Source organism: Mesorhizobium sp. M8A.F.Ca.ET.057.01.1.1, assembly GCF_003952565.1.
Classification (GTDB): Bacteria; Pseudomonadota; Alphaproteobacteria; order Rhizobiales; family Rhizobiaceae; genus Mesorhizobium.
The window spans coordinates 3,880,837-3,904,741 of record NZ_CP034454.1; the positions used below are offsets into that span (position 1 = coordinate 3,880,837).

Consider the following 23,905-nt stretch of genomic DNA (forward strand, 5'->3'; position numbering starts at 1 on the left):
CGGGATGCACCGTAAACAACTATGGTAACTCAGGCGTTAAGATCACGGTAAGCTTCCATTAGGTTTTACTGGCGAGCGACAGAAAAAATCGATAAAATCGCGAAACCTGCCCGTGTGAACGGTTATCGGCGCGCTCCTTTACCGGCCATTAACCCTAACAGGATGATAACGGACCCGATCCCAGATGTTTGCTGCGACGCCGCAGCGGCCAGTCGAAGGTACCTGTCCGGTCATGAAAAGCACTGCTTCCCTCTTTCGCGCATTGCTTGCCGTATCGATGCTCGCGGGCTGCTCCAGCTATCGGCCGACGCCGGCCGCCTTTCACGAGGTCCTCGACCAGCCCTATCGTCTCGGTGCCGGCGACCGTGTCCGCGTCACCGTGTTCGAGCAGGAAGGCCTGACCAATAGCTACAGCGTCGACCAGTCCGGCTACATCTCCTTCCCGCTCGTCGGCGCCATACCGGCACGTGGCCACACCGCGCAGCAGATGGAAAAGGAGATCGCCGACAAACTGCGGCAGGGCTATCTGCGCGATCCCGATGTCTCGGTCGAGATCGATCGTTACCGGCCGATCTTCGTCATGGGCGAAGTGGGCGCCGCCGGCCAGTATTCCTATGTGCCCGGCCTGACTGTGCAGAAGGCCATCGCCATCGCCGGGGGCTTCACGCCACGCGCCAACCAGGAGAGCGTCGACATCACCCGCGACATCAACGGCAAGGTGATAACCGGCCGCGTGGTCACTTCCGATCCGCTGCTGCCGGGAGATACCGTCTACGTCCGCGAACGCCTGTTCTGAACAGACACCTCGTGGCGGGCAAGCTCAGGATCGTCCACTGCTTTCGCTCACCCGTCGGAGGAATTTTCCGGCACGTGCGCGACCTGACGGAAGCGCAGGTCGCCGCCGGCCACATGGTCGGCATCGTTTGCGACTCCACCACCGGTGGCGAACTCGAGGAGCACCTGTTCGAGCAGATGAAGGACACGCTGGCGCTCGGCATCCATCGCACGCCAATGCAGCGCCATGTCGGCCCGGGCGACATCGCCTCAGCCCGGCGCACCTACAGGATCATCAAGGAATTGCGGCCGGACGTGCTGCACGGGCACGGCGCCAAGGGTGGCGTCTATGCCCGTCTGTTCGGCTCATTGTTGCGGGTATCAAGGTCTCGCGTAGCCCGCCTCTATTCGCCGCATGGCGGCTCCCTCCACTATGACGAGAACACAGCCACCGGAAAGCTGTTCTTCGCGCTCGAGTATCTCATGGCGCGCTTCACCGACTGCCTGCTGTTCGTCTCCGACTACGAGCGGCGGACCTATCGCAGGAAGGTAGGCGAGCCGCCGATCCCGAACACGCTGGTCTATAATGGACTTCGCGCCACCGAATTCGAGACGGTGACCGCCGGGTCCGATGCGGCTGATTTGCTCTATATCGGCATGATGCGGGACCTCAAGGGCCCAGATATCTTCATCGATGCGCTGGCCGCCGTCGCTTCCCGGCTTGGCCGTGCACCGAGTGCGGTGATGGTCGGCGACGGCGACGACCTGCCACGCTACCACGAGCAGGTGAAGCGCCTGGGGCTTGAAGGCAATGTTCGCTTCCTGCCGCCTATGCCGGCCCGGGAGGCCTTTGTCCTGGCGGCGCTCGTCGTCGTTCCCTCGCGTGCCGAGGCCATGCCCTATACCGTGCTGGAGGCACTGGCCGCGGCAAGACCGATGATTGCGACCTCGGTTGGCGGCATACCGGAGATTTTCGGTTCAGACTCCCCTGCCCTGATCCGGCCGGATCCGGGCGAACTCGCCGACAAGATGAGCCAGGCGCTGGGCGACCTCGCCGCCTATCGCGAATTGATGCCCGATGAATCCACGCTCAGGGCGCGCTTCGGCGCGGACGTCATGGCCGCCGAAATCGAGAAGGCCTATTTCGCCGCGCTGGCAAGCTAGTCCCAAGCTCTTCCAAAGCCATGGGTTGTTTCAAGGCTTTCTTAGCTCTCTTTTGCTAATCACCCTGGGGAAGCTTGCGGACTATTCCATGAACGAGATCGACCCCGCGCACCGCTTTTCATCAGAAGCGGTGCGTAAATTCGACGGCCCTGCCGATGGCGACAAGCCCGGCGGCATGAACGACGTCGCCCGACAGGTCGCGTCGCAATACCGGCGCGATACGATGTCGCCGATCATGGTCAGCGGCGTGCTGCGCATGGTCGAATTCGCGGTGCTGCTGGTGTCGGGGCTCTGCGTCTATTTCTACTATGTCGGCTTCTTCAATTACCTGGCCTGGCAATATCCGCTGACGATCGCCGCCACGTCGTTCCTCGCCGTGGTGCTGCTCGATGTCACGGATTGCTACCAGGTCGTATCCCTGATGCGGCCGATCGCCAATTTCGGGCGCATCCTGCTGGTCTGGGCCGGGACCTTCGCCCTGATGGCGTTGACTGCATTCGCCATGAAGATGTCGCAAGACTATTCGCGCCTGCTGTTCGGCACCTGGTTCGTCGTTGCCTTCGTCTGCCTCTTCGGTCTCAGGCTGGTGATGTCGAAGCTGATCCGGCGCTGGGCGCGCGATGGCAGCATGGAACGGCGCGCAGTCATCGTCGGTGGCGGCAAGGCGGCGGAAGTGCTCATCCGCTCGGTGGAAAAGCAGCCTTACAACGACATCCGCATCTGCGGCATCTTCGATGATCGCAACGACAAGCGTTCGCCAGCCCTCGTCGCCGGCTATCCCAAGCTCGGCACCATTTCGGAACTGATCGAATTCGCCCGCATCGCCCGCATCGACATGCTGATCGTGTCGTTGCCGCTGACCGCCGAATCGCGCGTGCTGCAATTGCTGAAGAAACTGTGGGTGCTGCCGGTCGACATCCGTCTGTCGGCGCATTCCAATGCGCTGCAGTTCCGTCCGCGCGCCTATTCCTACATCGGTTCGGTGCCGATGCTCGATATCTTCGACAAGCCGATCAACGACTGGGATTCGGTCGCCAAGCGCGCCTTCGACATCATCTTCAGCCTCATCGGCATCATCGCGTTCTCGCCTGTGATGCTGGCGACCGCGATTGCCATCAAGCTCGACAGCAAGGGACCGGTGCTGTTCAAGCAGAAGCGGCACGGCTTCAACAACGAGGTGATCGAAGTCTACAAGTTCCGCTCGATGTACACCGACAGGTCGGACCCGACCGCCAAGCAGACGGTGACCAAGAACGATCCGCGCGTCACCCGTGTCGGCCGCTTCATCCGCAAGACCTCGATCGACGAACTGCCGCAATTCTTCAACTCGCTGCTCGGCTCGCTCTCGCTCATCGGTCCGCGTCCGCACGCCATTGCCGCGCAGTCACACAATTTGCTCTACAACGAAGTGGTCGACGGCTATTTCGCGCGCCACAAGGTCAAGCCCGGGGTCACCGGCTGGGCGCAGATCAATGGCTGGCGCGGCGAGATGGACACCAATGAAAAGATCCGCATGCGGACGGAATACGACCTCTATTACATCGAGAACTGGTCGCTGCTGTTCGATCTGCGGATCCTGTTCCTGACGCCGATCCGGCTGCTCAATACGGAAAACGCCTATTGAGCGCCATCAGCCATGATCTGCCGCGCGCGGCGGTCAACGCCAAGCTGGTCACGCTGATTTCCTCGAGCGCGGTCGTGCTCGGCATTCTTCTGTCGGGCTTCGTGATCAGCGAGCCGGCGCCTTACGAAATCTACATGGCCGCACTGATCGCCATCTGGGCCCTGTTCGGCCTGAGAATTTCGCGCGCGGCCATGCCGCTTCTGGTTCTGCTGGTGACGATGAACATCGGCGGCATGATTTCCATGACGCAGATGGCGGACCTCGCCTATACGCCGCTCTATCTCGCCGTGTCGCTGTTTCTCGCCTTCAGCGCGGTGTTCTTCGCATCGGTCACCGCAACGCAGCCGAACCTCTACCGGCTGATCTTCAATGCCTATGTGGTCTCGGCCGTGGCCACGTCGCTGCTTGGCATAGCAGGCTATTTCCACGCCTTCCCCGGCGCGGAAATGTTCACCAAATACGACCGCGCCGCCGGTGCCTTCCAGGACCCGAACGTGTTCGGGCCGTTCCTGGTGCTGCCCGGCATCTACCTGCTCTATCTCCTGTTGACCGGACCGGTCACGCGGATGCCGCTGCTGGCTGTGCCGCTGCTGATCATCAGCGCCGGCATTTTCTTCTCGTTCTCGCGCGGCGCCTGGGGCATGTTCGCGGTCTCGGCCATCCTGCTCACCGGCTGCCTGTTCCTGCAGAGCGCCAGCGGCATGTTCCGGCTGCGCGTGGTGATCATGACCATGGCCGCCCTGTCGCTGCTGGCCGTCGCCATCATCGTCATATTGCAATTGCCGGGGGTGGCGGAGATGTTCTCCAGCCGCGCCCATCTCGAACAGAGCTACGACACCGCCCGCCTCGGCCGCTTCGCCCGCTACTCGATCGGTTTCCAGATGGCCATGGAGCATCCGTTCGGCATCGGGCCGCTGGTCTTCGGCACGATCTACGGCGAGGACACACACGACATCTGGCTGAAAATGCTGATGGATTATGGCTGGCTTGGCTTCGTCTCGTTCCTGACCCTGGTCGTCTGGACGATTTCAGCCGGGTTCCGCATCCTGCTGCGCGACCGGCCGTGGCAGCCCTACCTGCTGTGCGCCTACGTCGCCTTCATCGGCAATATCGGGCTCGGCACCTTCATCGACATCGACCACTGGCGCCACATGTACCTGCTGCTCGGCTTGATCTGGGGCGCCATCGCGCTCGAATACCGCCACAAGCGACTGCTACAGCCGGTATTGCCCGCCTCGTTCAAACCAGCGATCGCGGCAAGATAATTATCGCGGAAACCGGTTGACCCGAGCGGGGTTATCACGATACATCGCGACCGGTCCGGAGTGTAGCGCAGCCCGGTAGCGCACTTGACTGGGGGTCAAGGGGTCGTCGGTTCGAATCCGGCCACTCCGACCATTTCGAAGCAGGACTTGCCCCCAAAAGTCCGCCCCTGCCGCATCACCTAATTCTCGAATTGCCCGTTTTGCGCAGCTCAGCTCCTGATTGGATCCGGCGCTAGGCCTGGCAGACATCCACCCATTGCGCACCGGTAAGCTCGACCATCCGACGCGGGGCGATCCGCACCGCGGCGTTGGTGGCACCGGCGGCGGGCACCACCTCTTCGAATTCGCGCAGCGAGACGTCGCAGTAGACCGGCAGCGGCGCCGGCAAGCCGAACGGGCAGACGCCGCCCACCGGATGGCTCGTTGCAGCGACAACCTCTTGCGCGTCCAGCATGCGCGGCTTGCCGCCGAACTGGTCCTTGAACTTGCGGTTGTCCAGCCTGGCGATGCCGCTGGTCACGACCAGCATGGTGCGCTCGCCGACGCGAAGGCAGATCGTCTTGGCGATCTGCGCCGGCAACACGCCATGCGCCTCCGCCGCCAGCGTCACCGTCGCCGAACTTGATTGCGTGACAATGACCTCGATATCAGGCGCGTGAACAGCGAAGAAGGCACCAACGGAATCCAGGCTCATATCGAAAACTCACGGTTCAGACCCGCTGCATGGCAGATGGGATCGGCGCGGATTTGGATGTCGCACCTATAGACACGTGCGATTTGCAGATCGGCAGGCCCGGCCTGCCGGAGAATGCCGACATCAACAAGAAACCCGCCAAGCGAGCCTTGGCGGGTTTCTTGGGCATGCCTGCCGCCGATCTATGCCTGGGGCCGGCCTTGTGCGGCCAATGTCGGTGCGGAAGCAACTGGAGCGTCCTGGGGCAGACGAAGCGCGGACGCAACACGACGCAGCTTCGCCGGGTCGGCCGCCCGGCCGCTCTCAATGTCCTCGATCTCGTCGACCGAGAGGCCGCAGGTCAGGGAAAGCGCTTCGAGGCTGTATCCGCGCGTTTCCCGCATTGCCCTGAGGGTGTTGTAATCTGGCCCGATCTCGTTGGCTAATGGTTCGGAGAGGGCGTGGCTTTTTGCATTGTTGGGCATTGGCAACTCCGTTGGCTGAAAGCGTTTGATCAAAATGGGATGTTGCCTGAGACGAGCAGGAAGATGCCCTCTCGCCGGCGATTTGCCAAGCGCCAAACTGGCCGTCACGGGATCGTGAACCGGATGTCCATGCGGCTGCCTCGCCCTGTCCCGATCAAGTTGTTTTGAACGCGTGAGCGGCTTTGCCCGGCAGTTTCGCCCCACCCGGTCGTTATCTCGATGTCGCTGGCGTGAAACCATCCCGTTCCAGCCAGCCTTTCCCAAAAGGACATCCCCAATGAACCTCACGACATCCCTCTTCGTGCTCGGCACGATTTCCATGCTTTCCGGCGTCGGCGTGGCCAGCGCGCAGGCGGCGGACGCATTGCGCGTGCGCGGCACGGTGGTCAGTTTCGAGCCGTCGCTGCTGACCGTGAAAACCCGTCAGGGCGACACTTCCGCGATCAAGCTGAAAGACGGCTGGAAGCTTTCAGGCGTTGCCAGCGCGTCTATAAAAGACATCAAGCAGGGCGATTTCGTCGGTATCGCCTCTGTCTCCAAGGCCGACGGCGGCAGCGGCGCGTTGGAGGTGGTGGTCTTTCCCGCGGCCTTGAAAGGCACTGGCGAGGGGGACCGCCCCTGGGACCTGGAGCCGAACAGCCGCATGACCAACGGCACAGTCGCCGACGTCACCGACATAAGCGGGCGGGTGGTGACGCTGACCTATGACAATGGTCAGACGAAGAAGATCTCGATACCCGACGGCACGCCCGTCGTCACGTTCGCGCCGGCCGCGCCGGCCGATCTCAAGCCAAGCGCGACGGTTTTCGTTACCGCTCAGCGCGAGGCTGACGGCATGCTGAGTGCCAGCCGAGTCGTCGTGGGAAACAATGGTGTGATCCCGCCTATGTAGGCCAACATGGACCACACGGCTTTCGGCCTGCACCCTGGCAACGGTGCAGGCCCTCCGGCTTGCCCGGAAACAGTTCAGAAACAAAATTCTACAATCGGGAAATACTGACGAAAAAAATCAGGAGCGTAATTCCATTCGCGGCGGTCGGGATATCGGCCCGATTGATGCCTGCCTGCGAAAGAAAGGAAACGACCCATGAAGAAGTCCCTCCTCTCGGCCCTCGGGCTTGCAACTGCAATCGCTTTCGCGGTGCCGGTGGTCGGCGCGACGAGCGCGGACGCGGCCCCGATGGCAAAGCATCATCACCATCACCACCATCACCACCATCACTACTACCACCACCACCACCACCACCATCATCATCATCATCACCACATGAAGAAGATGACAAAGAAGACCTACTAAGCATACCAGGGCTGCCAAGCAGAGGACCGGCCTTGGCTTCTTGTTCAAGGCTGGTCTTCTCCTGGTCATGCAAGCCAGGCCCGGACGACCCGGGCTGATCCGACTGTCACCGGATGGCAGCGCCGGTCCAGCTGTAGCGACAACAAGCAAGCGCTTTAACGCGACGCCAAATCGCGGTACGGCAAGGGTATTTCTGGCCGGCGCGCTGCGCCGGATCGCCAACAAGGCCAGGTATCCCCGATGACGGCAAAGGCCGATCTTTCCCGGACAGAACGCATTGTCCTGTCGGTCGCGCGATTGTGGCTGACGCTGCGCCATCCTGTCCTTGTCGTTCGATTTGTCATGAAACTGGGTTATCTGCCCAATCCGGCGGCGCCCGTGCGCTATAATGAGCTTTTACTCTGGCGAAAGATCCTCGATCGCAACCCGCTGTTCGTGACGCTGACCGATAAGCTCGCGGCCAAGGCCCATATCCGGGATGCCTGCCCCGAGATCGCCATGCCAGAGACGCTTTGGTCCGGGCGCGACCCTGCCGACATCCCTTCTGGCCTGCTGACCGGAGACGTCGTGGTCAAGGCAAACCATGGCTGCGCGATGAACATGTTCGTTTCCAACGGCGAACCAGATCACGCCGCCATCGTGCGCAAGGCGAAGCACTGGCTCAATAAACGCTACGGCCGGCGCAATGGCGAATGGGCCTATTGGCCTGTCGTGCCGGCTGTTTTCGTGGAGGAGCGGCTGGCGCTCAGCGGCGGGACGATCGCCACCGACATCAAGGTCCATCTCTGCAGCGGGGTGATATCCCATGTCTGGGTGGAGGATAAGCACGCCAGGCGTTCGCTGCTGTTCGACCGCGAAGCCAATCCGTTGCCCGGCCGCGATCCGGACTATCCCGGGGAGGACCAGGCCTTGCCTGTCAATGCGCGGCTCATCGCCTATGTCCGCCAGGCGATCTCGATCGCGCCCGGCATAGCCGGCGACCTCGATTATATCCGTATCGATTTCCTGGTCACCGACGATCGTCTCTATGCCGGCGAGGTCACCGTCTACTCGGCCGCCGGATATGGCACATGGACAAACCCGGCGATCGCCGCGGAAATCGAACGGCTGTGGCGGCTCGATCAATCCGCATTCTTTCGTCGGAAGCACAAGCGGGCCGCACGCCTCTATGCCGATGCGCTTCGTGCCAGATGCCGGAGCGGCACGACAAATCGCTGATATGAATGGAATGGCGGCCGGCCTGGAAAGGCGAGCCGCCATTTCTCCGGATTTCTTGTCCTGGGTGGCAGTCAGCGCCGGCTGAACAGCAGGCTGGCGACCAGACCGAGCACGACAAGGCCGACCGCGGCGGCGGCCGCCGGATGGTCGCGTGCCGATCTCTCGATCACCCTGCCCTGTTTGCGGATTGCCGGCATGGCATCTCGCAGGCGCTCCGCAAGATCCGAATACGTATCAAGTGCAGCATCACGGCTGTCTTCATAATAAGCGCCACCCCGCTTTGACACTGCCTTGCGCAACGCCGCGAGTTCCCTCGAGAGAGCCGCGACCTGCTTTTCGAGGTCGATGTCCGAAAGGGTCGAGAATGAAGCCATCATGCGTTTCCTTGTCTTGCAGAAGGAAACGTAACGCTTCACCCGACCGCCGGTTCCGGTTTTCGAGGCGTCAAAGCCACCTGGTGCTCGCGGTCAGCGCACCTGGTCAAGCAGACGCTTGCATTCCAGGAGGTCGAACAGCGCCTCCTGCAGCAGCGCGCGATTGTCACGCGAGAGTCTCGATGCGTCCGGCGCGACCGGCCCTTCCTCGTCGCTCTTGCCCAGGCCGAAAAAGCGGCGGCTGGGCTTGACCCTTGGCTGGCCAACCAGTTCGTCATCTCCGCCGCGCGGCTGGGCGGCCGGCGTCAGCGGCACCTGGTCGGCCTGCTTGCGTTGCGAGATCGCCTCGACGGCGGCCATGTCGCCATTGCCGATGGCGACCAGGAAATGATTGCCGTTTTCGCGCAGCAGCTTCTGCACGCCCTTGATGGTGTAGCCCTGGTCATAGAGCATGTGGCGGATGCCCTTGATCAGTTCGACATCCTGCGGCCGGTAGTAGCGGCGGCCGCCGCCGCGCTTCATCGGCTTGATCTGGTTGAAGCGCGTCTCCCAGAAACGCAGCACATGCTGCGGCAGGTCGAGATCTTCCGCGACCTCGCTGATGGTGCGGAAGGCGTCGGGGCTCTTGTCCATGGGCGAAATCCTCACGCTGGAGCGTGGCCCGGAACGGTCTTCAGACGAGATCGCGCCCAACGAAGAGAAGAGCTTGTTCCGCCAGCGCGGAACAGATCATACGCCAGAACACCAATCCGGCCATACCGCCGAATCGGGCCTTATTTCAGCGGTTTGTGAAGCAATATTCAAGCCCGCCGTCATCGCGGCGCCGGTTTTCAACCGTGCAATGAAGGCTATTTGCCGCCCTTGGCCTTGCTGTTCTGGTGAGAACGCAAGATGCGGTTCTTCAACACGTTGGACGATTTGAAGGTCATCACCCGGCGCGGCAGGATCGGTACTTCCTCGCCGGTCTTGGGATTGCGCCCGATGCGCTCATTCTTGGAGCGGACATGAAATGTCGCGAAGGACGACAGCTTCACTGTCTCTCCGCGCACGATCGCTTCACAAATTTCGTCCAGCACGGCCTCGACGAGTTCGGCGGACTCAGTACGCGACAGGCCGACCTTTCGGTAGACGGCCTCCGCCAGGTCGGCGCGAGTAAGTGTTTTTCCCCCCATGCGACCGTCCCATCAGTTCAAACGTAAAATCGGCACAACAACGGCAGAGCCTAAGTAATTGATCCGGCAAGGTCAAGGACCGAAACCGGACCGCTCTCCACTTACCAGCGAACCAGAACGGCGCCCCAGGTGAAGCCGCCGCCCATCGCCTCCAGGAGCACCAGGTCACCCTTCTTGATGCGGCCGTCGGCGACGGCCACCGACAGCGCCAGCGGTACGGAAGCAGCCGAGGTGTTACCGTGCAAATCGACGGTCACCACCACCTTTTGGTCTGCTATCCCGAGCTTTTTGGCTGAAGCGTCAATAATCCGTTTATTGGCCTGGTGGGGCACGAACCAGTCAAGGTCTTCGGGGTAATACCAGCGGCCGAGAAGGTCGCCTCGATGACATCGGTGATCATGCCGACCGCGTGCTTGAAGACCTCACGGCCTTCCATGCGCAAATGGCCGACCGTTCCCGTCGTCGACGGTCCGCCGTCGACGAAAAGCTTCTCCTTGTGCGCGCCGTCGGACCGCAGGCTGGCGGCCAGGACGCCCCGGTCGGCGATCGTGCCGGCCCCCTCGCCCGCTTCCAGAACCAGCGCACCGGCGCCGTCGCCAAACAGCACGCAGGTCGAGCGATCGCTCCAGTCGAGAATGCGCGAAAAGGTTTCCGAGCCGATGACCAGCACGCGCTTTGCCAGGCCGCCGCGGATATAGAGGTCGGCTGTCGCCACCGCATAGACGAAGCCGGAGCACACCGCCTGCATGTCGAAGGCAAAACCGTGATGCATACCGAGCCGGTTCTGGATTTCGACGGCAGTGGCGGGAAAAGTGTTGTTGGGCGTGGAAGTCGCCAGCACGATCAGATCGATGTCGTCCGGGGTCAATCCGGCATCGGCAAGGGCGGCGCGCGCCGCGGCCTCGCCCAGGGAAGCCGTCGTCTCGTCGTCAGCCGCGATATGGCGCTGGTGGATGCCGGTGCGCTGGGCGATCCACTCGTCGGAGGTCTCGACCATGCCTTCAAAATCGGCATTCTTCATGATGCGGCGGGGCAGCGCGGAGCCCGTGCCGCGCACAACTGATCTGATCAAAATTCTTTCCTATTCCTTTGCGTCGGTAACGACGTCGGATTTCCTAGATGTCAGGGCATGCGGGTTGCGCGCATGGAACAGATCGAGGTCGGCCTCGATGCGGTCGAGCAGATTGTTGCGCACCATGTCGTAGCCGAGTTCGATCGCCGCGGCGAAACCATCCGAATCGGCGCCGCCATGGCTTTTGACGACGATGCCGTTCAGCCCCAGGAACACGCCGCCATTGGAGCGGCCGACATCCATCTTTTCGCGCAGGCGGTCGAAGGCGCCCTTGGCGAAGACATAGCCGATCTTGGCCATCAGCGTGCGGCTCATCGCGGCCCGCAGATAGCCACCTATCTGGCGGGCGGTGCCTTCCGCCGTCTTCAGCGCGATGTTGCCGGCGAAACCTTCCGTCACCACGACGTCGACCGTCCCCTTGCCGATGTCGTCGCCTTCGACAAAGCCATGGTAGTTCATCGAGGCCATGTTGGCTTCGCGCAACATGCGTCCCGCTTCCTTGACCTCTTCCTGGCCCTTGATCTCTTCCACGCCGACATTGAGCAGGCCGACCGTGGGCCGGGCGATGCCGAATACGGAACGCGCCATGCCGGTGCCGAGGATGGCAAAATCAATGAGCTGGTGCGCATCGGCGCCAATGGTGGCGCCCACGTCCAGAACTACGCTTTCGCCACGCAATGTCGGCCACAATGCCGCAATCGCAGGGCGTTCGATGGTGGCCATGGTGCGCAGGCAGAACTTCGACATCGCCATCAGCGCGCCGGTGTTGCCGGCGGAGATGCATGCATCCGCGGCGCCCGATTTGACCGCCTCGACCGCCTTCCACATCGACGATTTCCAGCGGCCGTGGCGCAGCGCCTGGCTCGGTTTGTCGTCCATCCTGACCGCGATCTCGCAGTGGAAGAACTCGCTGACCTCGGCCAATTTGGGGAATTTGGCGAGTTCGGGGCGCACCAGTTCCTCACGTCCGTAGATGACGAAGCGGATGTCGGGACGGCGGGTCGCGACCGTCATGAGCGCTGGAATGACCACGGTTGGTCCGTGATCGCCGCCCATGGCATCGATGGAAATCCTGATCACGCGGTATTCATCTCACGGTTAGGCGGCAAGTCGTTTTAGCGATCGCAAAGGCTCGGCGAAAATAGCGGTTTTAGGCTGTCGCACAACCGACTTTTCCGTCGCGGGCGAGGTTTTCAGGATTTTCCCAGCAAGGATCGCAGTTTTTGCTGAAATTCATTCTCCGCGGATCCGGTGTCGTCACCGGCATCAAGCGACGCGCCGGGCTTGCGCGGATACGGGTCGATCGCCAATCCGAAGAACTGTTCGGCAAGCGCCCCGACATCGATGGTGTCGCCCGAAAATGTCTCGGGGCTATCGGGCCCATCCGCGTCGAGCAGAATTTCGCCGCCGCCATCGAATCCCTGCCGTCCGAGCTTGGAGTCCTCGGGCAGGAGCAGCGCCTCGACCGGCTCATCGATATGTGCCTGGACGGGGTCGAGCGTGACGATGCAGGCCTGGGTGATGTCTGCCTCGACACGGCCGCTGACCTTGACGCCATTGCGCTTCCACGACGTAACGAGCAGTTCGGCGCGATAGGCTTCGACCGACAGCAGCCCGTGCGCCTCGGCGAGTGCGGCGCGCTGTGCGGGGTCGGCCTCGACCACCACGGGCAGCCCCTTCTGCGGCAACCGGGCGACATTGGCGAAAAAGGATACCGGACTTTGCATATCGGCGTGTTTCATCGATCAGCCTCCGTTGGCTCCTGGAAATGCCACAGTGCCGGCAACGATCGATTCGGTCGGCTGCGCACTCAGTTTCCGGCTGGCGTCGGCGACATACCCGGCCAAACGCGATGCTTCCGGCCAGGCGCCGGCGTCGGGACGGACATTGCGGGCAAGTGCCGCGGTCAGACCATCATCATCGTCTCGTTCCAGCGCATCATCATAGGCGGCGGTGCGGCCATAGAACATCTTCGCCAGTTTCTTCATACGTTTTGGCACACCGACGTCGCCAATGCCCAGTTCCCGCAGCGAGTGATCGACATCGAGAAAGAACTCGTCGATCAGCACCTGGGAGATTTCCTGCGCCACGCCGTCCTCGCCGCGCAAGCGGTGCTGGACCAGGAACATATGCAGCGAAAGCATCTCGAAACGACCGAGCGGCGTGTCCGGCACATTCCAATGGGAATAAAAAACAGTCTGCCGCGCCGCCGCCACGATTTGTGCGTAAAGCGCGTCGGTGATGGCGCGGTTGGCGTGGCGTTCGCGGCCAAAAAGGCGCTGGAACATGGGGATGGTCTCCGGGGACCGTTTGTTGAATTGGCCTTGTTGCATCGGCAAGCAAGCTGGTTTACCGGTTTTGCGGCCCAGCGCAAGTTGCGGCGATATAATGGAGAATTGTTGTTGCGCGCGCTGAATTTCAAGTCGACCTTCTCGTCCAGGCCCGCCGGCGCGATCTCGCTGCTGGTTGTCGTATCGGCGCTCTCGGCATGCCACACCAACAAGATGATCGGCGACCTCAGTCCCAGCGAAACGTTCACGCAAGGGTATGTCTACGATCAGCAGGCCGTCGATTCGGTGCCCGTCGGTTCCAGCCGCGAACAGGTGCTTCTGGCGCTTGGCACGCCATCGACGACGGCGACGTTCGACAACGAGGCGTTTTATTACATTTCGCAAACCCGCAAACGCTATGTCGCCTTCGACAAGCCCAGGCTCGTCGACCAGAAAGTGCTCGCGGTCTATTTCGGTGCGGACGGCCGCGTCACCCAGATCGCCAATTACGGCTTGAAGGACGGCAAGATCTTCGACTTCATCTCGCGCACCACGCCGACCGGCGGCAAAGACCAGAACTTCCTCAGCCAGATCATCAACGGCGCCAGCAAGCTGGCACCCAGCATGCCCGGCGGCACCCCCTGATTTCTAGATTCCTGCTCACCTAGAATCCTGCTTCCCTGACTTTGGGGAACAGAAATGTCTCAGGCGACCGAAAACCCGTGAGAGCGATCTCACGGGTTTTTGTTTGGCCGATGAGGAGCCGGCTTGTCAGGAATGTGGCAAACCCATATCAACCGGCCAGGCTTGGGGCTTGGACATGAGCAGTGACGACCGTGCGGTGCCGGATGGCTGGATGACGATGGGGACACCCGACCGGCAGACAGTGACATCGGACTGGCTTGCTATCGATCCGCCGTCAATCGACGGCGTCAGGATCAAGGAAATCAGGCCGGTCGCAACGTCCAACGGCTATCTGACCGAGATTTTTCGGGACGAGTGGGGACTTGATCCATCACCTGTCGGCCAGGTGTTTCAACGCACGATGTATCCAGGCGCGGTAACCGGCTGGCATGCGCATAAGGCGACGCTGGACCGGCTTTTCTGCTGTGCCGGGAGCGTGCGCATATCGCTCTACGATGGCCGCAAGGCTTCGCCCAGTTTCGGCGCGGTCTGGCACAAGATACTCGGCGCGCTGCGGCCCGCGATCGTCGTCATCCCGCCCGGCGTGTGGCACGGTGTGACGGCGCTCGGTCCTGAGATCGCGCTGCTGCTCAATCTCGTCGACAAGGCCTATGCCTACGACGCGCCAGACCATTGGCGCCTGCCACCGGACACCGAACAAATCCCCTACAAGCTGGTGTAGCGTGGAAGGATCGCCCCTCTCCGATGCAACGGGGCAGCGCGCGCCGCTCGTCTCGGTGGTGATTGCCACCCACAATCGTCCCGCGGCCTTGCGACAGGCGCTGTTCAGCGTTTTGCGCCAGACCCTGCAGGATTTTGAAATTCTGGTGATCGGCGACGACTGTCGCCCTGAGACACCGGCGGTCATCGCCGAATTCGCCGATCCGCGCATCGCCTATATCGAGCTGCCTGTCAATTTCGGCGAACAATCTGGCCCCAACAATATCGGTTTTGCCAGGGCGCGCGGCCGGTTTGTCGCCTTGCTCAATCATGACGATCTCTGGTTTCCCGACCACCTCGCGGCAATGACCGGATGGATCGATGCGAACAGTGCCGATGTCGTCATCGCTCGAGGCGCTATCATCGAACCAGCGTCCAAAGGCGATCCTGTCAAGAATCTGATCTTCGGGGTCGGCAAGCACGGCTTCTACGATCCCGTCATCACGGCAGGCTATGGATCGGCGCAGATGGTCCGGCGGCCATCGCTGGGTTGGCTCGGCCTCTGGCGCCCTGCGAGCGAATGCTTTTGCGAAAGCTCGCAGGACTGGCTCTTCCGGGCATGGCGAAAGGGGGCTGCAATCGCGACCATGCCGCATCTGACCGTGCTCAGCCTGTTCTCCGGCACGCGCGCGGGCAGCTATGTCGAGGACACGGCGGTTGAACAGGAGGAACTGGTCAAAGCCATGCGAATGCCCGACCTCCTGCGTGTGAAAATTCTCGCCGCGGCCGAGTCCCCTCGCCCCTTGAAGAAATCCACCTATCTGAAACGCCGGTTTCTGGCCGCATGCGGCATCCATCCGAGAGCGAGGGAGTTTCGTCGCAAATACGCCCGTGGCGCCTTCGTCACCAGGGTGCGTCAGATACGCGGCTTGCCGGCGGCCCCCTCGCGCGAGCCGGAAGTGCACGAGATGCTGGCCCTCTACCGCAGGCGGGCCGAGAGCGATGGAGCCAAGCCGGACGGCAGCTGAAGCATGGTGCCTTCGGGCCAAATAAGAACCCGCGAGGATCGCTCCTCGCGGGTTCTTGATTTCAAGCGTTGAGCTATTTCAAGTTTCCGGCTTCCGCTCAGCCGTGCGCGAGCACCGCCAGCAACAGCAAGGCCACGATGTTGGTGATCTTGATTGCCGGATTGACCGCCGGGCCGGCGGTATCCTTGTAGGGATCGCCGACGGTGTCGCCGGTCACCGACGCCTTGTGCGCCTCGGAGCCCTTGAGGTGCTTGACGCCGTCCTTGTCGGTGAAACCGTCCTCGAACGATTTCTTGGCGTTGTCCCAGGCGCCACCGCCCGAGGTCATCGAGATGGCAACGAACAGGCCATTGACGATGACGCCGAGGAGCGAGGCGCCAAGGGCGGCGAAGGCGGACGCCTTCGAGCCCGAGATCAGCAGTACGCCGAAATAGACGACGAGCGGCGCCAGCACGGGCAGCAGCGACGGGATGATCATCTCGCGGATCGCCGCCTTGGTCAGGAGATCGACGGCGCGCGCATAGTTCGGCTTCGAGGTACCGGCCATAATGCCCGGATCCTCGCGGAACTGCTTGCGCACCTCCTCGACGATGGCGCCGGCCGCGCGGCCGACGGCCGTCATGGCGATGCCGCCGAACAGGTAGGGAATGAGGCCGCCGAAGATCAGGCCGGCGACGACGTAAGGGTTGGAGAGATCGAAGGAGATTTCGCCCATTCCCTGGAAGTAAGGATACTTGTCGCCATTGGCGGCAAAGAACTTCAGGTCGTTCGAATAGGCCGCGAACAGCACCAATGCGCCGAGGCCGGCCGAACCGATGGCGTAGCCCTTGGTTACCGCCTTGGTGGTGTTGCCGACCGCGTCGAGCGCGTCGGTGGAGTGACGCACTTCCTTGGGCAGGCCCGCCATTTCGGCGATGCCGCCGGCATTGTCGGTGACCGGGCCGAAGGCGTCGAGCGCCACGATCATGCCGGCAAGGCCGAGCATGGTGGTGACGGCGATCGCCGTGCCGTAGAGGCCGCCGAGCTGGTAGGTGGCGATGATGCCACCAACGATGACAATCGCCGGCAGCGCCGTCGATTCCAGCGAGACCGCGAGGCCCTGGATGACGTTGGTGCCATGGCCGGTCACCGATGCCTGGGCAATCGAGTTGACCGGACGCTTGTTGGTGCCGGTGTAGTATTCGGTGATCACCACGATAAGGCCGGTCACCACGAGGCCGATGAGGCCGCAGATGAACAGGTTCTTGCCGGTGATGACGATGCCGGCGACCGTGCCGACCTCGCCCCAGCCGAGGGTGGCCGAAGTGGCGACGCCGAGGCCGACGATCGACAGCAGGCCGGTCACGATCAGGCCCTTGTAGAGCGCGCCCATGATCGAGCCGTTGGAGCCGAGCTTGACGAAGAAGGTGCCGACGATCGAGGTCAGGATGCAGGCGCCGCAGATGGCGAGCGGATAGAGCATCGCCGCACCAAGGATTGCGGTGCCGCCAAAGAAGATGGCGCCCAGCACCATGGTGGCGACAACCGTCACGGCATAGGTCTCGAACAGGTCGGCGGCCATGCCGGCGCAGTCGCCGACATTGTCGCCGACATTGTCGGCGATGGTGGCCGGGTTACGCGGATCATCCTCCGGAATACCGGCTTCGACCTTGCCGACCAGATCGCCGCCGACATCGGCGCCCTTGGTGAAAATACCGCCGCCCAGGCGGGCGAAGATCGAGATCAGCGAGGCGCCGAAGCCGAGCGAGACCAGCGAGTCGATGACGATGCGGTCGTTGGGCTGGAGGCCGAGGAACTGGGTAAGGATGAGGTAGTAGATCGAAACGCCAAGCAGGGCCAGCCCAGCCACCAGCATGCCGGTGATGGCCCCCGACTTGAAGGCGATGTCGAGGCCGGCGGCAAGGCTGTTGGAAGCTGCTTGCGCGGTGCGCACATTGGCACGCACCGAAACATGCATGCCGATGAAGCCGGCGGCGCCCGACAGAACGGCACCGATCAGGAAGCCGATGGCGGCGGTGATCGACAGCAGCCACCAGGCGAGCACGAGCACGACCACGCCGACGATGGCGATGGTGGTGTACTGGCGTGCCAGGTAGGCCTGCGCGCCTTCGCGAATGGCGGCGGAGATTTCCTGCATGCGCGCGTTGCCCTGATCGGCCGCAAGGACCGAACGTGTCGCCCATATGGCGTAAAGGACAGACAGCAAGCCGCAGGCGATGACGGCGGAAATTATGGTCATTGCCGGGTTTTCCTCGATTGTTGGCCCAAAAGAACCCCTCCCTGGGCCGTTGAGACAAAGACGGAATCCCGTGCAGGGAATCCCCCTCTTCGCATCGGTGTATGCGAAACAGGGCTGCGAACGTCAAGATATTGTTCGATTTTTGCCCGGCTTTCGCCGCGTTGCTTTCTTGCAAACCGATTAAATTAAGCTCACCGGCCGTGCCCGACATAGAATGGCTCGCCGCCGCCCTGAAAGCGCTGACGCTCTGCAGCCAGCCACCGTGCCACCTCATCGTCCGTCGGCGCGGCCAAATCAGGCGGAGTGCCCCTGAACACCACCGTCTTGTCGAACTTCGACGTCTTGAACAGCTTGGGTGTGGAGTGTTCGCCGCGCATGCCGATATAGCGGGCGTGGCAGGGGAAGGTGGTGACACGAACCGCGCCACGTTCGGCGCAGGCTACCCAGCGGGCTGCATCCTGACTGGTGAACGTATTCTTCCAGCCGCGGCTGGAATAGAAAGCCTTGATCGTCTCGTGATCACGCTTCGAATAGTCGCAATCGCAGACCAGTTCCAGATACTGCTTGCGAAAAGGCCGCTCGGCCAGCCAGGCGGATCGCGTTAGCGCGGCTCCCCAGTTCTCGTGCATCGGGATTAGGTCGTGTGCCCGGCGCCGCTGACTGCGCCGGCCGGCCCAGAGATCACCGTAGGCCGCGACATAGGCGATGCGCTTGTCTTGCTCGGCGAAATCGAGGAGTTGCCCGACAACGCCGAGGTAGTTGGGCGAGAGAACGAGATCATCCTCGAGAAACAGTGCCTTTTCCGCCCGCAAGTCCTCGAACAGGTGACGCTCGGCGCGCTCGTAGTTCAGCGCGATGCCGAGGTTTTCCGGCGCCTCCGCCACCTCTCCCCACGGAATAATCCGACGAAAGACGGCAACGCACCGCGCAATCAGTTCGGTGCTGCCCTTCTGGCGCCCGCTCCAGCGGTTCCAGCCGCCGTCCTGAAACAGTATCACCCTGTCCGGCTCCGCGATCTGCGGGCGAAGGCTGTAGAGCACCTGGCGCAGATAGTCCGGCCTGTCGAACGACAGGACGGCTATCGGGAAGCCGACTGGCCGCGCCGGCCTTGCTTGACCGAAGCGCCAAAGTCCGCGACCGAGGCCTGCCAGCCAATCCATCTTCCTGCCTCACCTGGTGCTGTTGAGCCTGCGCCTTGCACTCACTTTCGTTGAACAAGCGTTGCAATTTTCAAGACAATGGCAAGGGCCTTGGGAAGACGGCGCCTCTGGCGGCAATTCTCGACCACTTTGCCCAGCCACCAACCGCGCTGACAGCTACTCCACTTCCCTGCCCATCTTGCGCGCCGCGTAGCGCTCGACCGCCGACAGCCCGTCATAGATCAGCACTGCTAGTGCCGCAACGATCACGCCGCCCTGCAGGATGAAGGCCAGATTGTTGGACAGCAGGCCGGCGATGATCACTTCGCCGAGCGTCCTGGCGGCCACCGTGGAGCCGATGGTCGCGGTGGCGAGGCTGATCACCACCGACAGTCTGATGCCGCCAAGGATGATCGGCGCGCTGAGCGGCAGTTCGACCTTGGTGAGCCTTTGCCAGCCGGTCATGCCGGCGCCACGCGCCGCCTCGACGACATTGGCCGGCAGCGTCGTCAGCCCGGTCAGCGCGTTCTCGAAGATCGGCAGCAGGCCATAAAGAAACAGTGCGATCAACGTCGGCTTCTCGCCGAACCCGACAGCCGGCACGGCGAGCGCCAGCACCGCCACCGGCGGAAAGGTCTGGCCGATGTTGACCAGGCTGCGCGACAGCGGCAGGAATTCAGCGCCGGCAGGTCGGGTCACCAGGATAGCAAGCGCCACAGCGACGATGGTGGCCGCGACGGTCGCGATCAGCACGGTGCGCAGATGCAGCAGCGTCAGCGTCAGCAGGCTGCCTTGATTGTAGATCGCGGGCGCATTGTTTTCGGTCAGCGGCTTCAGCAACGGCTCGAACCAACCCGGGCTGGTGATGAAGACCATGAGCAACACCACCAGCGCAAGCCTGAGCAGCAGAGGCAGCCCGGCTTTCATGCCGGCCTCGCCGCCCGCTTGACCAAGCCATCCACCGTGACGCGGCCGAGCGGCTTGCCGTCGGCGCCTTTCACCGGCAGCGCCGGCCTGCCGGACCAGAGAAGTTCCGCGAGCGCGTCACGCTGGCTGGCATCGCCCGGGATCGCCTCGCCTTCGGCCCCGCCCTGCTCCACGGCATCGCGCACCCGCCCGAGCGACAGCAACCTGAACGGCCTTTCGCTGGCGCCGACCAGCGTCTCGACAAAGGCGTTGGCCGGTCTCGCCAGGATCTCCGCCGGCCTTGCATATTGCACGAGCTTGCCGGCATCCATCACCGCGATCCTGTCGCCCATGTGCACGGCCTCCTCCATGTCATGGGTGACGAGGATGATGGTGGTGCCGAAGCGCTTCTGGATCGCCAGCAAATCCTCCTGCGCCTTGGTGCGGATGATTGGGTCGAGCGCGCCGAACGGCTCGTCCATCAACAGCACGTTGGGCTCGGCGGCGAGCGCGCGGGCCACGCCGACGCGCTGCTGCTGACCGCCGGACAGTTCGTGCGGATAGCGCGGCCCGAACTCCTGGGGGTCGAGCTGGTAGAGCGTCATCAGTTCATCCACGCGGGCCTTGATGCGCGCCTTGTCCCAGCCAAGCAGCACCGGCACGGTGGCGATATTCTGCGCCACGGTGCGATGCGGAAACAGGCCGTGGCCCTGGATGGCATAGCCGATGCTGCGGCGCAGTTCGTAACCGGGCACCGATCGATTGTCGGCACCGTCGAACTTGATGATGCCTGACGTCGGCTCGACCAGCCGGTTGATCATGCGCAGCAGCGTCGTCTTGCCGGAACCCGAGGTGCCGACGATGACGGCGATGGTGCGCGGCTCGATGACCATCGAAACGTTGTCGACGACCGTCGTCGCGTCATAGCGCTTGGTGATGCCTTCGATCTCGATCATGCCGTTTCTACCCTGCGCTTGGTGGCGGTCATTTCGATCACCGCGTCGAGGATGATGGCGGCGGCAAAGGCGAGCGCCACGGTCGGCACCGCGCCGAGCAGCACCAGGTCCATCGCCGTCTGGCCGACGCCCTGGAACACGAACACGCCAAAACCGCCGCCGCCGATCAGCGCGGCGATGGTCGCAAGGCCGATATTCTGCACCAGGACAATGCGGATACCGGTCAGGATCACCGGAAAGGCCAGCGGAAACTCGACACCGAACAGGCGCTGCCGGTCGGTCATACCCATGCCGCGCGCGGCATCGTTGGCCGCGCGGGGTACACCGGCAAGCCCGACCACGGTGTTGGCCACCACCGGCAGCAGCGAATAGAGAAACAGTGCCACGAAAGCAGGCGCGGTGCCGATGCCCCTGATACCGAGCGCGGCGGCGCCCGGCACATGGGTTGCGACCCAGCCGAGCGGCGCGATCAGCAGGCCGAACAGCGCGATCGAAGGGATGGTCTGGATGATGTTCAAGACGTTGAGCACGCCGGCCCGCAGGCTTTCGACGCGGTGGCACAGGATGCCGAGCGGCAGGCCGACGATCACCGCGGCAAGCAGCGAGCCGAGCGCCAGGGTCACATGTTTGGAGCCTTCGGCCCAGAAGCTGTCGGCGCGGTTGGAATATTCCTTGAGGATCGAGAGGCTGTCCCAGCGTCCCGAAATCAGCAGCAAGCCGATGGCTAGCGCCGCAACGACAAGCACGCCGACGCGCGCCCAGGGCGACAGATTGAGCCTGGTCAGCACATCGGCGAGCAAAAGCGTGAAGGCGAAGATGAGAATCCAGAAGCCGGAGGCCGGCGAAACCCGGGCAAAGGTATTGCCGGCCGGAGTGAGGAATGTGCCGGCGACGCCGATGAGCAGCGCCAGCGCGACAAGCGCCACGACGCTGGCTGCAAGGCGCAAGATGAGCGGCGTCCTGAACAAGGCGACAAGGGCAGCCAGAACGAGGATCGCCAAAAGCAGTGGACCGGTCGTTGCCGGCAGAGCTTCAAGAATCGAGCGCGCTTGGCCGGGTACGATGCGGTTGGCGCGGAAGGTGGCGAAGGGCGCGAGGAAAGCGGCATAGGCAGCGATAGCGGCGATGACCACGCCGAGCTTGTCGAAACGCAGGGTCATGACGCGTTTGCCTCGCACTGACGTCACTTTTCGACGCGCAGCTACTTCAAAAACCCGTTCTTCTTCAAAAAGTCTTCGGCGACGCCCTTGACCGGCTCGCCGCCAACCTGCACGCGCCCATTGAGCTCCTGCAGGGTGACAAGATCGAGCTTGGCGAAAACCGGCTTCAGCAGTGTCTCGATCTCCGGATGCTCCTTCAGCACGGCTTCGCGGATGATCGGCGCTGGCTGATAGACCGGCTGCACGCCCTTGTCGTCTGTCAACACGACGAGGCCCGATGGTGCGATGCCGCCATCGGTGCCGTAGACCATGGCGGCATTGGCGCCGCTGGTCTGGTTGGCGGCCGCCGCGATGGTCGCGGCCGTGTCGCCACCCGAGAGGGTGATCAGCTGATCAGGCTTCAGTGTGAAGCCATAGGTGGTCTGGAAGGCTGGAAGGGCTGCCGCCGAATTGACGAACTCGGCGGAGGCCGCCAGCACCACCTTGCCGCCGCCAGCGACATATTTGCCGAAGTCCGAGAGCGTGACGAGCTTGTTCTCGTCCGTCACCTCCTTGCGCAGGGCGATCGCCCAGGTGTTGTTGGCCGGCGCCGGCGACAGCCAGACGATCTTGTTGGCGTCGTAGTCGAGCTTCTTGGCCGTCTCATAGGCCTTGGCGGCATCCTTCCACGCGGGATCATCGGCCTTCTCGAAGAAGAAGGCGGCATTGCCGGTGTATTCGGGATAGATGTCGATCTCGCCGGCGGTGATCGCCTTGCGCACCACCGGCGTGCCTCCGAGCTGGATGCGATCCGTGGTCTTGATGTTGTTGGCGTTGAGAACGAGCTGGATAATGTTGCCGAGCACGCCACCCTCGGTGTCGATCTTCGAGGAGACAACGACCTGAGCGCTCGCGGAAGCCGCCGTGATGGCAAGCGCCATTGCCGCGCTGGCCAGAACCTTGACTGAAAACATTGTGAAAATCCCTTGCTATGAACCGGAATGCGGTGGCCGCATATGAGCATGGCTTCAACGGCCAGTCGGGGCACACGGTTTCATAAGAAGGGTGATCAGCGCAATATTTTTGTTCCGGACGCGCCGATGTCGGCCCGGCGGCAACAGCGGGCTGGCGATCGGCCGCCATCGGGTGGATAATGCCGCGAGGGTGCGGGCGGCGAACACGGAGAGCGTGTCATGGCCATACACAAGGTCGGTTATCTCATCGGCAGCCTTGCCCGGGAATCCATCAACCGCAAGCTCGCGAAGGCTCTCGTTCAACTTGCCCCTCCCGAGCTCGAAATGACGGAAATCGGTTTCAAGGATCTGCCGCTCTACAGTTACGACTACGACGCCAATTTCCCACCCGCCGCCCAGGCTTTCAAAAAGGCGATCGCCTCGGTCCAGGCCGTGCTGTTCGTCACCCCGGAGTACAACCGCTCGATCCCCGGCGGACTGAAGAACGCAATCGACTGGGCCAGTCGCCCCTACGGCAAGAATTCATTCGCGCGCAAACCGTCCGCCGTCATCGGAACATCGCCGGGCGCCATCGCGACCGCTATCGCCCAACAAAGCCTGCGCAGCGTTCTGAGTTTCTGCAACTCGCCGCAGATGAATGCGCCCGAAGCCTATATCCAGTTCACGCCGGGGCTGATCACGGATGAGGGCGAGGTGACGGTTGAATCCACCGAGGGCTTCCTGCGCAACTATATGGCTGAGTTCCATATGTTCATAGCGCGGGTGCTTCAGGTTTTGCCGCCGGACGCATAG

At 62.6% G+C, this 23,905-nt stretch carries 25 protein-coding genes, 1 tRNA gene and 1 pseudogene; 12 read left to right on the forward strand and 15 right to left on the reverse strand.

What is annotated here, in order from left to right; translation table 11 throughout:
* Positions 1-232 precede the first annotated feature (232 nt).
* The 5 genes from EJ077_RS18485 (at position 233) to EJ077_RS18505 (ending at position 4,960) form a co-directional block, all read left to right on the forward strand.
* Positions 233-796: a polysaccharide biosynthesis/export family protein gene (locus tag EJ077_RS18485; protein ID WP_127279587.1), complete on the forward strand. Its 564-nt coding sequence runs from the start codon at positions 233-235 to the stop codon at positions 794-796.
* 11 nt (positions 797-807) lie between these two features.
* A complete protein-coding gene (locus EJ077_RS18490) occupies positions 808-1,938 on the forward strand; it encodes a glycosyltransferase (RefSeq protein ID WP_208695547.1) in 1,131 nt (376 codons plus the stop codon).
* Between the two features lie 88 nt (positions 1,939-2,026).
* Entirely contained in the window at positions 2,027-3,562 is a 1,536-nt protein-coding gene (locus EJ077_RS18495; protein WP_208695548.1) for an undecaprenyl-phosphate glucose phosphotransferase, read from the forward strand.
* Positions 3,559-4,827 carry an O-antigen ligase family protein gene (locus tag EJ077_RS18500; RefSeq protein ID WP_208695549.1) on the forward strand — a complete coding sequence of 423 codons (1,269 nt, stop codon included), beginning with the start codon at positions 3,559-3,561 and terminating at the stop codon, positions 4,825-4,827. Before EJ077_RS18495 ends, EJ077_RS18500 begins: the two co-directional genes overlap by 4 nt.
* Positions 4,828-4,883: 56 nt before the next feature.
* Positions 4,884-4,960 (forward strand) — tRNA-Pro (locus EJ077_RS18505).
* Between the two features lie 99 nt (positions 4,961-5,059).
* Here EJ077_RS18505 and EJ077_RS18510 read toward each other — a convergent pair.
* Both EJ077_RS18510 and EJ077_RS18515 read right to left on the reverse strand, forming a co-directional pair.
* Positions 5,060-5,521: a YbaK/EbsC family protein gene (locus EJ077_RS18510; RefSeq protein WP_208695550.1), complete on the reverse strand. Its 462-nt coding sequence runs from the start codon at positions 5,519-5,521 to the stop codon at positions 5,060-5,062.
* Between the two features lie 182 nt (positions 5,522-5,703).
* Positions 5,704-5,985: a helix-turn-helix domain-containing protein gene (locus EJ077_RS18515; protein WP_208695551.1), complete on the reverse strand. Its 282-nt coding sequence runs from the start codon at positions 5,983-5,985 to the stop codon at positions 5,704-5,706.
* A 277-nt stretch (positions 5,986-6,262) separates the two neighbouring features.
* Here EJ077_RS18515 and EJ077_RS18520 point away from each other — a divergent pair, with 277 nt between their 5' ends.
* From EJ077_RS18520 to EJ077_RS18530, 3 genes are all read left to right on the forward strand, one after another.
* The gene (locus tag EJ077_RS18520; RefSeq protein ID WP_208703038.1) at positions 6,263-6,877 is read left to right on the forward strand and encodes a hypothetical protein; all 615 of its coding nucleotides are present in this window, start codon (positions 6,263-6,265) and stop codon (positions 6,875-6,877) included.
* A 195-nt stretch (positions 6,878-7,072) separates the two neighbouring features.
* Positions 7,073-7,282: a hypothetical protein gene (locus EJ077_RS18525; RefSeq protein ID WP_208703192.1), complete on the forward strand. Its 210-nt coding sequence runs from the start codon at positions 7,073-7,075 to the stop codon at positions 7,280-7,282.
* A gap of 240 nt (positions 7,283-7,522) precedes the next feature.
* A complete protein-coding gene (locus EJ077_RS18530; protein ID WP_208695552.1) occupies positions 7,523-8,500 on the forward strand; it encodes an ATP-grasp fold amidoligase family protein in 978 nt (325 codons plus the stop codon).
* A 71-nt stretch (positions 8,501-8,571) separates the two neighbouring features.
* On the opposite strand, the gene EJ077_RS18535 is transcribed toward EJ077_RS18530, so the two are convergent.
* From EJ077_RS18535 to EJ077_RS18565, 7 genes and pseudogenes are all read right to left on the reverse strand, one after another.
* A complete protein-coding gene (locus tag EJ077_RS18535; RefSeq protein WP_208695553.1) occupies positions 8,572-8,874 on the reverse strand; it encodes a hypothetical protein in 303 nt (100 codons plus the stop codon).
* 93 nt (positions 8,875-8,967) lie between these two features.
* On the reverse strand, positions 8,968-9,507 hold the full coding sequence (locus tag EJ077_RS18540) for a MerR family transcriptional regulator (RefSeq protein WP_208695554.1): 540 nt from the start codon (positions 9,505-9,507) through the stop codon (positions 8,968-8,970).
* A gap of 215 nt (positions 9,508-9,722) precedes the next feature.
* Complete coding sequence (locus tag EJ077_RS18545; RefSeq protein WP_010915609.1) at positions 9,723-10,046, reverse strand: integration host factor subunit alpha; 324 nt, start codon at positions 10,044-10,046, stop codon at positions 9,723-9,725.
* 101 nt (positions 10,047-10,147) lie between these two features.
* A pseudogene (locus tag EJ077_RS18550) lies at positions 10,148-11,118 on the reverse strand (beta-ketoacyl-ACP synthase III).
* A gap of 9 nt (positions 11,119-11,127) precedes the next feature.
* Positions 11,128-12,198 carry a phosphate acyltransferase PlsX gene (gene plsX / locus EJ077_RS18555; protein WP_127869623.1) on the reverse strand — a complete coding sequence of 357 codons (1,071 nt, stop codon included), beginning with the start codon at positions 12,196-12,198 and terminating at the stop codon, positions 11,128-11,130.
* A 113-nt stretch (positions 12,199-12,311) separates the two neighbouring features.
* Positions 12,312-12,860, reverse strand: a complete 549-nt coding sequence (locus EJ077_RS18560; RefSeq protein WP_208695555.1) for a YceD family protein — start codon at positions 12,858-12,860, stop codon at positions 12,312-12,314.
* Between the two features lie 3 nt (positions 12,861-12,863).
* Entirely contained in the window at positions 12,864-13,406 is a 543-nt protein-coding gene (locus tag EJ077_RS18565) for a ubiquinol-cytochrome C chaperone family protein (protein ID WP_208695556.1), read from the reverse strand.
* Positions 13,407-13,520: 114 nt separating this feature from the next.
* Between EJ077_RS18565 and EJ077_RS18570 the strand changes: the two genes are divergently transcribed.
* From EJ077_RS18570 to EJ077_RS18580, 3 genes are all read left to right on the forward strand, one after another.
* On the forward strand, positions 13,521-14,033 hold the full coding sequence (locus EJ077_RS18570) for an outer membrane protein assembly factor BamE (RefSeq protein ID WP_208695557.1): 513 nt from the start codon (positions 13,521-13,523) through the stop codon (positions 14,031-14,033).
* Positions 14,034-14,208: 175 nt separating this feature from the next.
* Positions 14,209-14,754: a dTDP-4-dehydrorhamnose 3,5-epimerase family protein gene (locus EJ077_RS18575; RefSeq protein ID WP_208695558.1), complete on the forward strand. Its 546-nt coding sequence runs from the start codon at positions 14,209-14,211 to the stop codon at positions 14,752-14,754.
* A 1-nt stretch (position 14,755) separates the two neighbouring features.
* Positions 14,756-15,760 carry a glycosyltransferase family 2 protein gene (locus EJ077_RS18580; RefSeq protein WP_245458450.1) on the forward strand — a complete coding sequence of 335 codons (1,005 nt, stop codon included), beginning with the start codon at positions 14,756-14,758 and terminating at the stop codon, positions 15,758-15,760.
* 97 nt (positions 15,761-15,857) lie between these two features.
* On the opposite strand, the gene EJ077_RS18585 is transcribed toward EJ077_RS18580, so the two are convergent.
* The 6 genes from EJ077_RS18585 to EJ077_RS18610 all read right to left on the reverse strand — a co-directional run bounded on the left by EJ077_RS18585 (position 15,858) and on the right by EJ077_RS18610 (position 23,080).
* The gene (locus tag EJ077_RS18585) at positions 15,858-17,999 is read right to left on the reverse strand and encodes a sodium-translocating pyrophosphatase (RefSeq protein WP_208695560.1); all 2,142 of its coding nucleotides are present in this window, start codon (positions 17,997-17,999) and stop codon (positions 15,858-15,860) included.
* Between the two features lie 191 nt (positions 18,000-18,190).
* Positions 18,191-19,159, reverse strand: coding sequence for a hypothetical protein (locus EJ077_RS18590; protein WP_208695561.1), 969 nt, complete (start codon positions 19,157-19,159; stop codon positions 18,191-18,193).
* A gap of 156 nt (positions 19,160-19,315) precedes the next feature.
* A complete protein-coding gene (locus EJ077_RS18595) occupies positions 19,316-20,065 on the reverse strand; it encodes an ABC transporter permease (RefSeq protein WP_208695562.1) in 750 nt (249 codons plus the stop codon).
* Positions 20,062-21,000 carry an ABC transporter ATP-binding protein gene (locus EJ077_RS18600; protein WP_208695563.1) on the reverse strand — a complete coding sequence of 313 codons (939 nt, stop codon included), beginning with the start codon at positions 20,998-21,000 and terminating at the stop codon, positions 20,062-20,064. The genes EJ077_RS18595 and EJ077_RS18600 overlap by 4 nt, the downstream gene beginning before the upstream one ends.
* Positions 20,997-22,160: an ABC transporter permease gene (locus EJ077_RS18605; protein ID WP_208695564.1), complete on the reverse strand. Its 1,164-nt coding sequence runs from the start codon at positions 22,158-22,160 to the stop codon at positions 20,997-20,999. Before EJ077_RS18605 ends, EJ077_RS18600 begins: the two co-directional genes overlap by 4 nt.
* Positions 22,161-22,201: 41 nt before the next feature.
* A complete protein-coding gene (locus EJ077_RS18610; protein WP_245458786.1) occupies positions 22,202-23,080 on the reverse strand; it encodes an ABC transporter substrate-binding protein in 879 nt (292 codons plus the stop codon).
* Positions 23,081-23,332: 252 nt separating this feature from the next.
* Between EJ077_RS18610 and EJ077_RS18615 the strand changes: the two genes are divergently transcribed.
* A complete protein-coding gene (locus EJ077_RS18615) occupies positions 23,333-23,905 on the forward strand; it encodes an NADPH-dependent FMN reductase (RefSeq protein ID WP_208695566.1) in 573 nt (190 codons plus the stop codon).

Bases quoted from the DNA above. Each gene is read 5' to 3' on its own strand.
- EJ077_RS18485 (WP_127279587.1), top strand. From the start codon at position 233: ATGAAAAGCACTGCTTCCCTCTTTCGCGCATTGCTTGCCGTATCGATG.
- EJ077_RS18495 (WP_208695548.1), top strand. From the start codon at position 2,027: ATGAACGAGATCGACCCCGCGCACCGCTTTTCATCAGAAGCGGTGCGT.
- EJ077_RS18510 (WP_208695550.1), bottom strand. From the start codon at position 5,521: ATGAGCCTGGATTCCGTTGGTGCCTTCTTCGCTGTTCACGCGCCTGAT.
- EJ077_RS18515 (WP_208695551.1), bottom strand. From the start codon at position 5,985: ATGCCCAACAATGCAAAAAGCCACGCCCTCTCCGAACCATTAGCCAAC.
- EJ077_RS18520 (WP_208703038.1), top strand. From the start codon at position 6,263: ATGAACCTCACGACATCCCTCTTCGTGCTCGGCACGATTTCCATGCTT.
- EJ077_RS18525 (WP_208703192.1), top strand. From the start codon at position 7,073: ATGAAGAAGTCCCTCCTCTCGGCCCTCGGGCTTGCAACTGCAATCGCT.
- EJ077_RS18530 (WP_208695552.1), top strand. From the start codon at position 7,523: ATGACGGCAAAGGCCGATCTTTCCCGGACAGAACGCATTGTCCTGTCG.
- EJ077_RS18535 (WP_208695553.1), bottom strand. From the start codon at position 8,874: ATGGCTTCATTCTCGACCCTTTCGGACATCGACCTCGAAAAGCAGGTC.
- EJ077_RS18540 (WP_208695554.1), bottom strand. From the start codon at position 9,507: ATGGACAAGAGCCCCGACGCCTTCCGCACCATCAGCGAGGTCGCGGAA.
- EJ077_RS18545 (WP_010915609.1), bottom strand. From the start codon at position 10,046: ATGGGGGGAAAAACACTTACTCGCGCCGACCTGGCGGAGGCCGTCTAC.
- EJ077_RS18560 (WP_208695555.1), bottom strand. From the start codon at position 12,860: ATGAAACACGCCGATATGCAAAGTCCGGTATCCTTTTTCGCCAATGTC.
- EJ077_RS18565 (WP_208695556.1), bottom strand. From the start codon at position 13,406: ATGTTCCAGCGCCTTTTTGGCCGCGAACGCCACGCCAACCGCGCCATC.
- EJ077_RS18575 (WP_208695558.1), top strand. From the start codon at position 14,209: ATGAGCAGTGACGACCGTGCGGTGCCGGATGGCTGGATGACGATGGGG.
- EJ077_RS18585 (WP_208695560.1), bottom strand. From the start codon at position 17,999: ATGACCATAATTTCCGCCGTCATCGCCTGCGGCTTGCTGTCTGTCCTT.
- EJ077_RS18590 (WP_208695561.1), bottom strand. From the start codon at position 19,159: ATGGATTGGCTGGCAGGCCTCGGTCGCGGACTTTGGCGCTTCGGTCAA.
- EJ077_RS18595 (WP_208695562.1), bottom strand. From the start codon at position 20,065: ATGAAAGCCGGGCTGCCTCTGCTGCTCAGGCTTGCGCTGGTGGTGTTG.
- EJ077_RS18600 (WP_208695563.1), bottom strand. From the start codon at position 21,000: ATGATCGAGATCGAAGGCATCACCAAGCGCTATGACGCGACGACGGTC.
- EJ077_RS18605 (WP_208695564.1), bottom strand. From the start codon at position 22,160: ATGACCCTGCGTTTCGACAAGCTCGGCGTGGTCATCGCCGCTATCGCT.
- EJ077_RS18610 (WP_245458786.1), bottom strand. From the start codon at position 23,080: ATGGCGCTTGCCATCACGGCGGCTTCCGCGAGCGCTCAGGTCGTTGTC.
- EJ077_RS18615 (WP_208695566.1), top strand. From the start codon at position 23,333: ATGGCCATACACAAGGTCGGTTATCTCATCGGCAGCCTTGCCCGGGAA.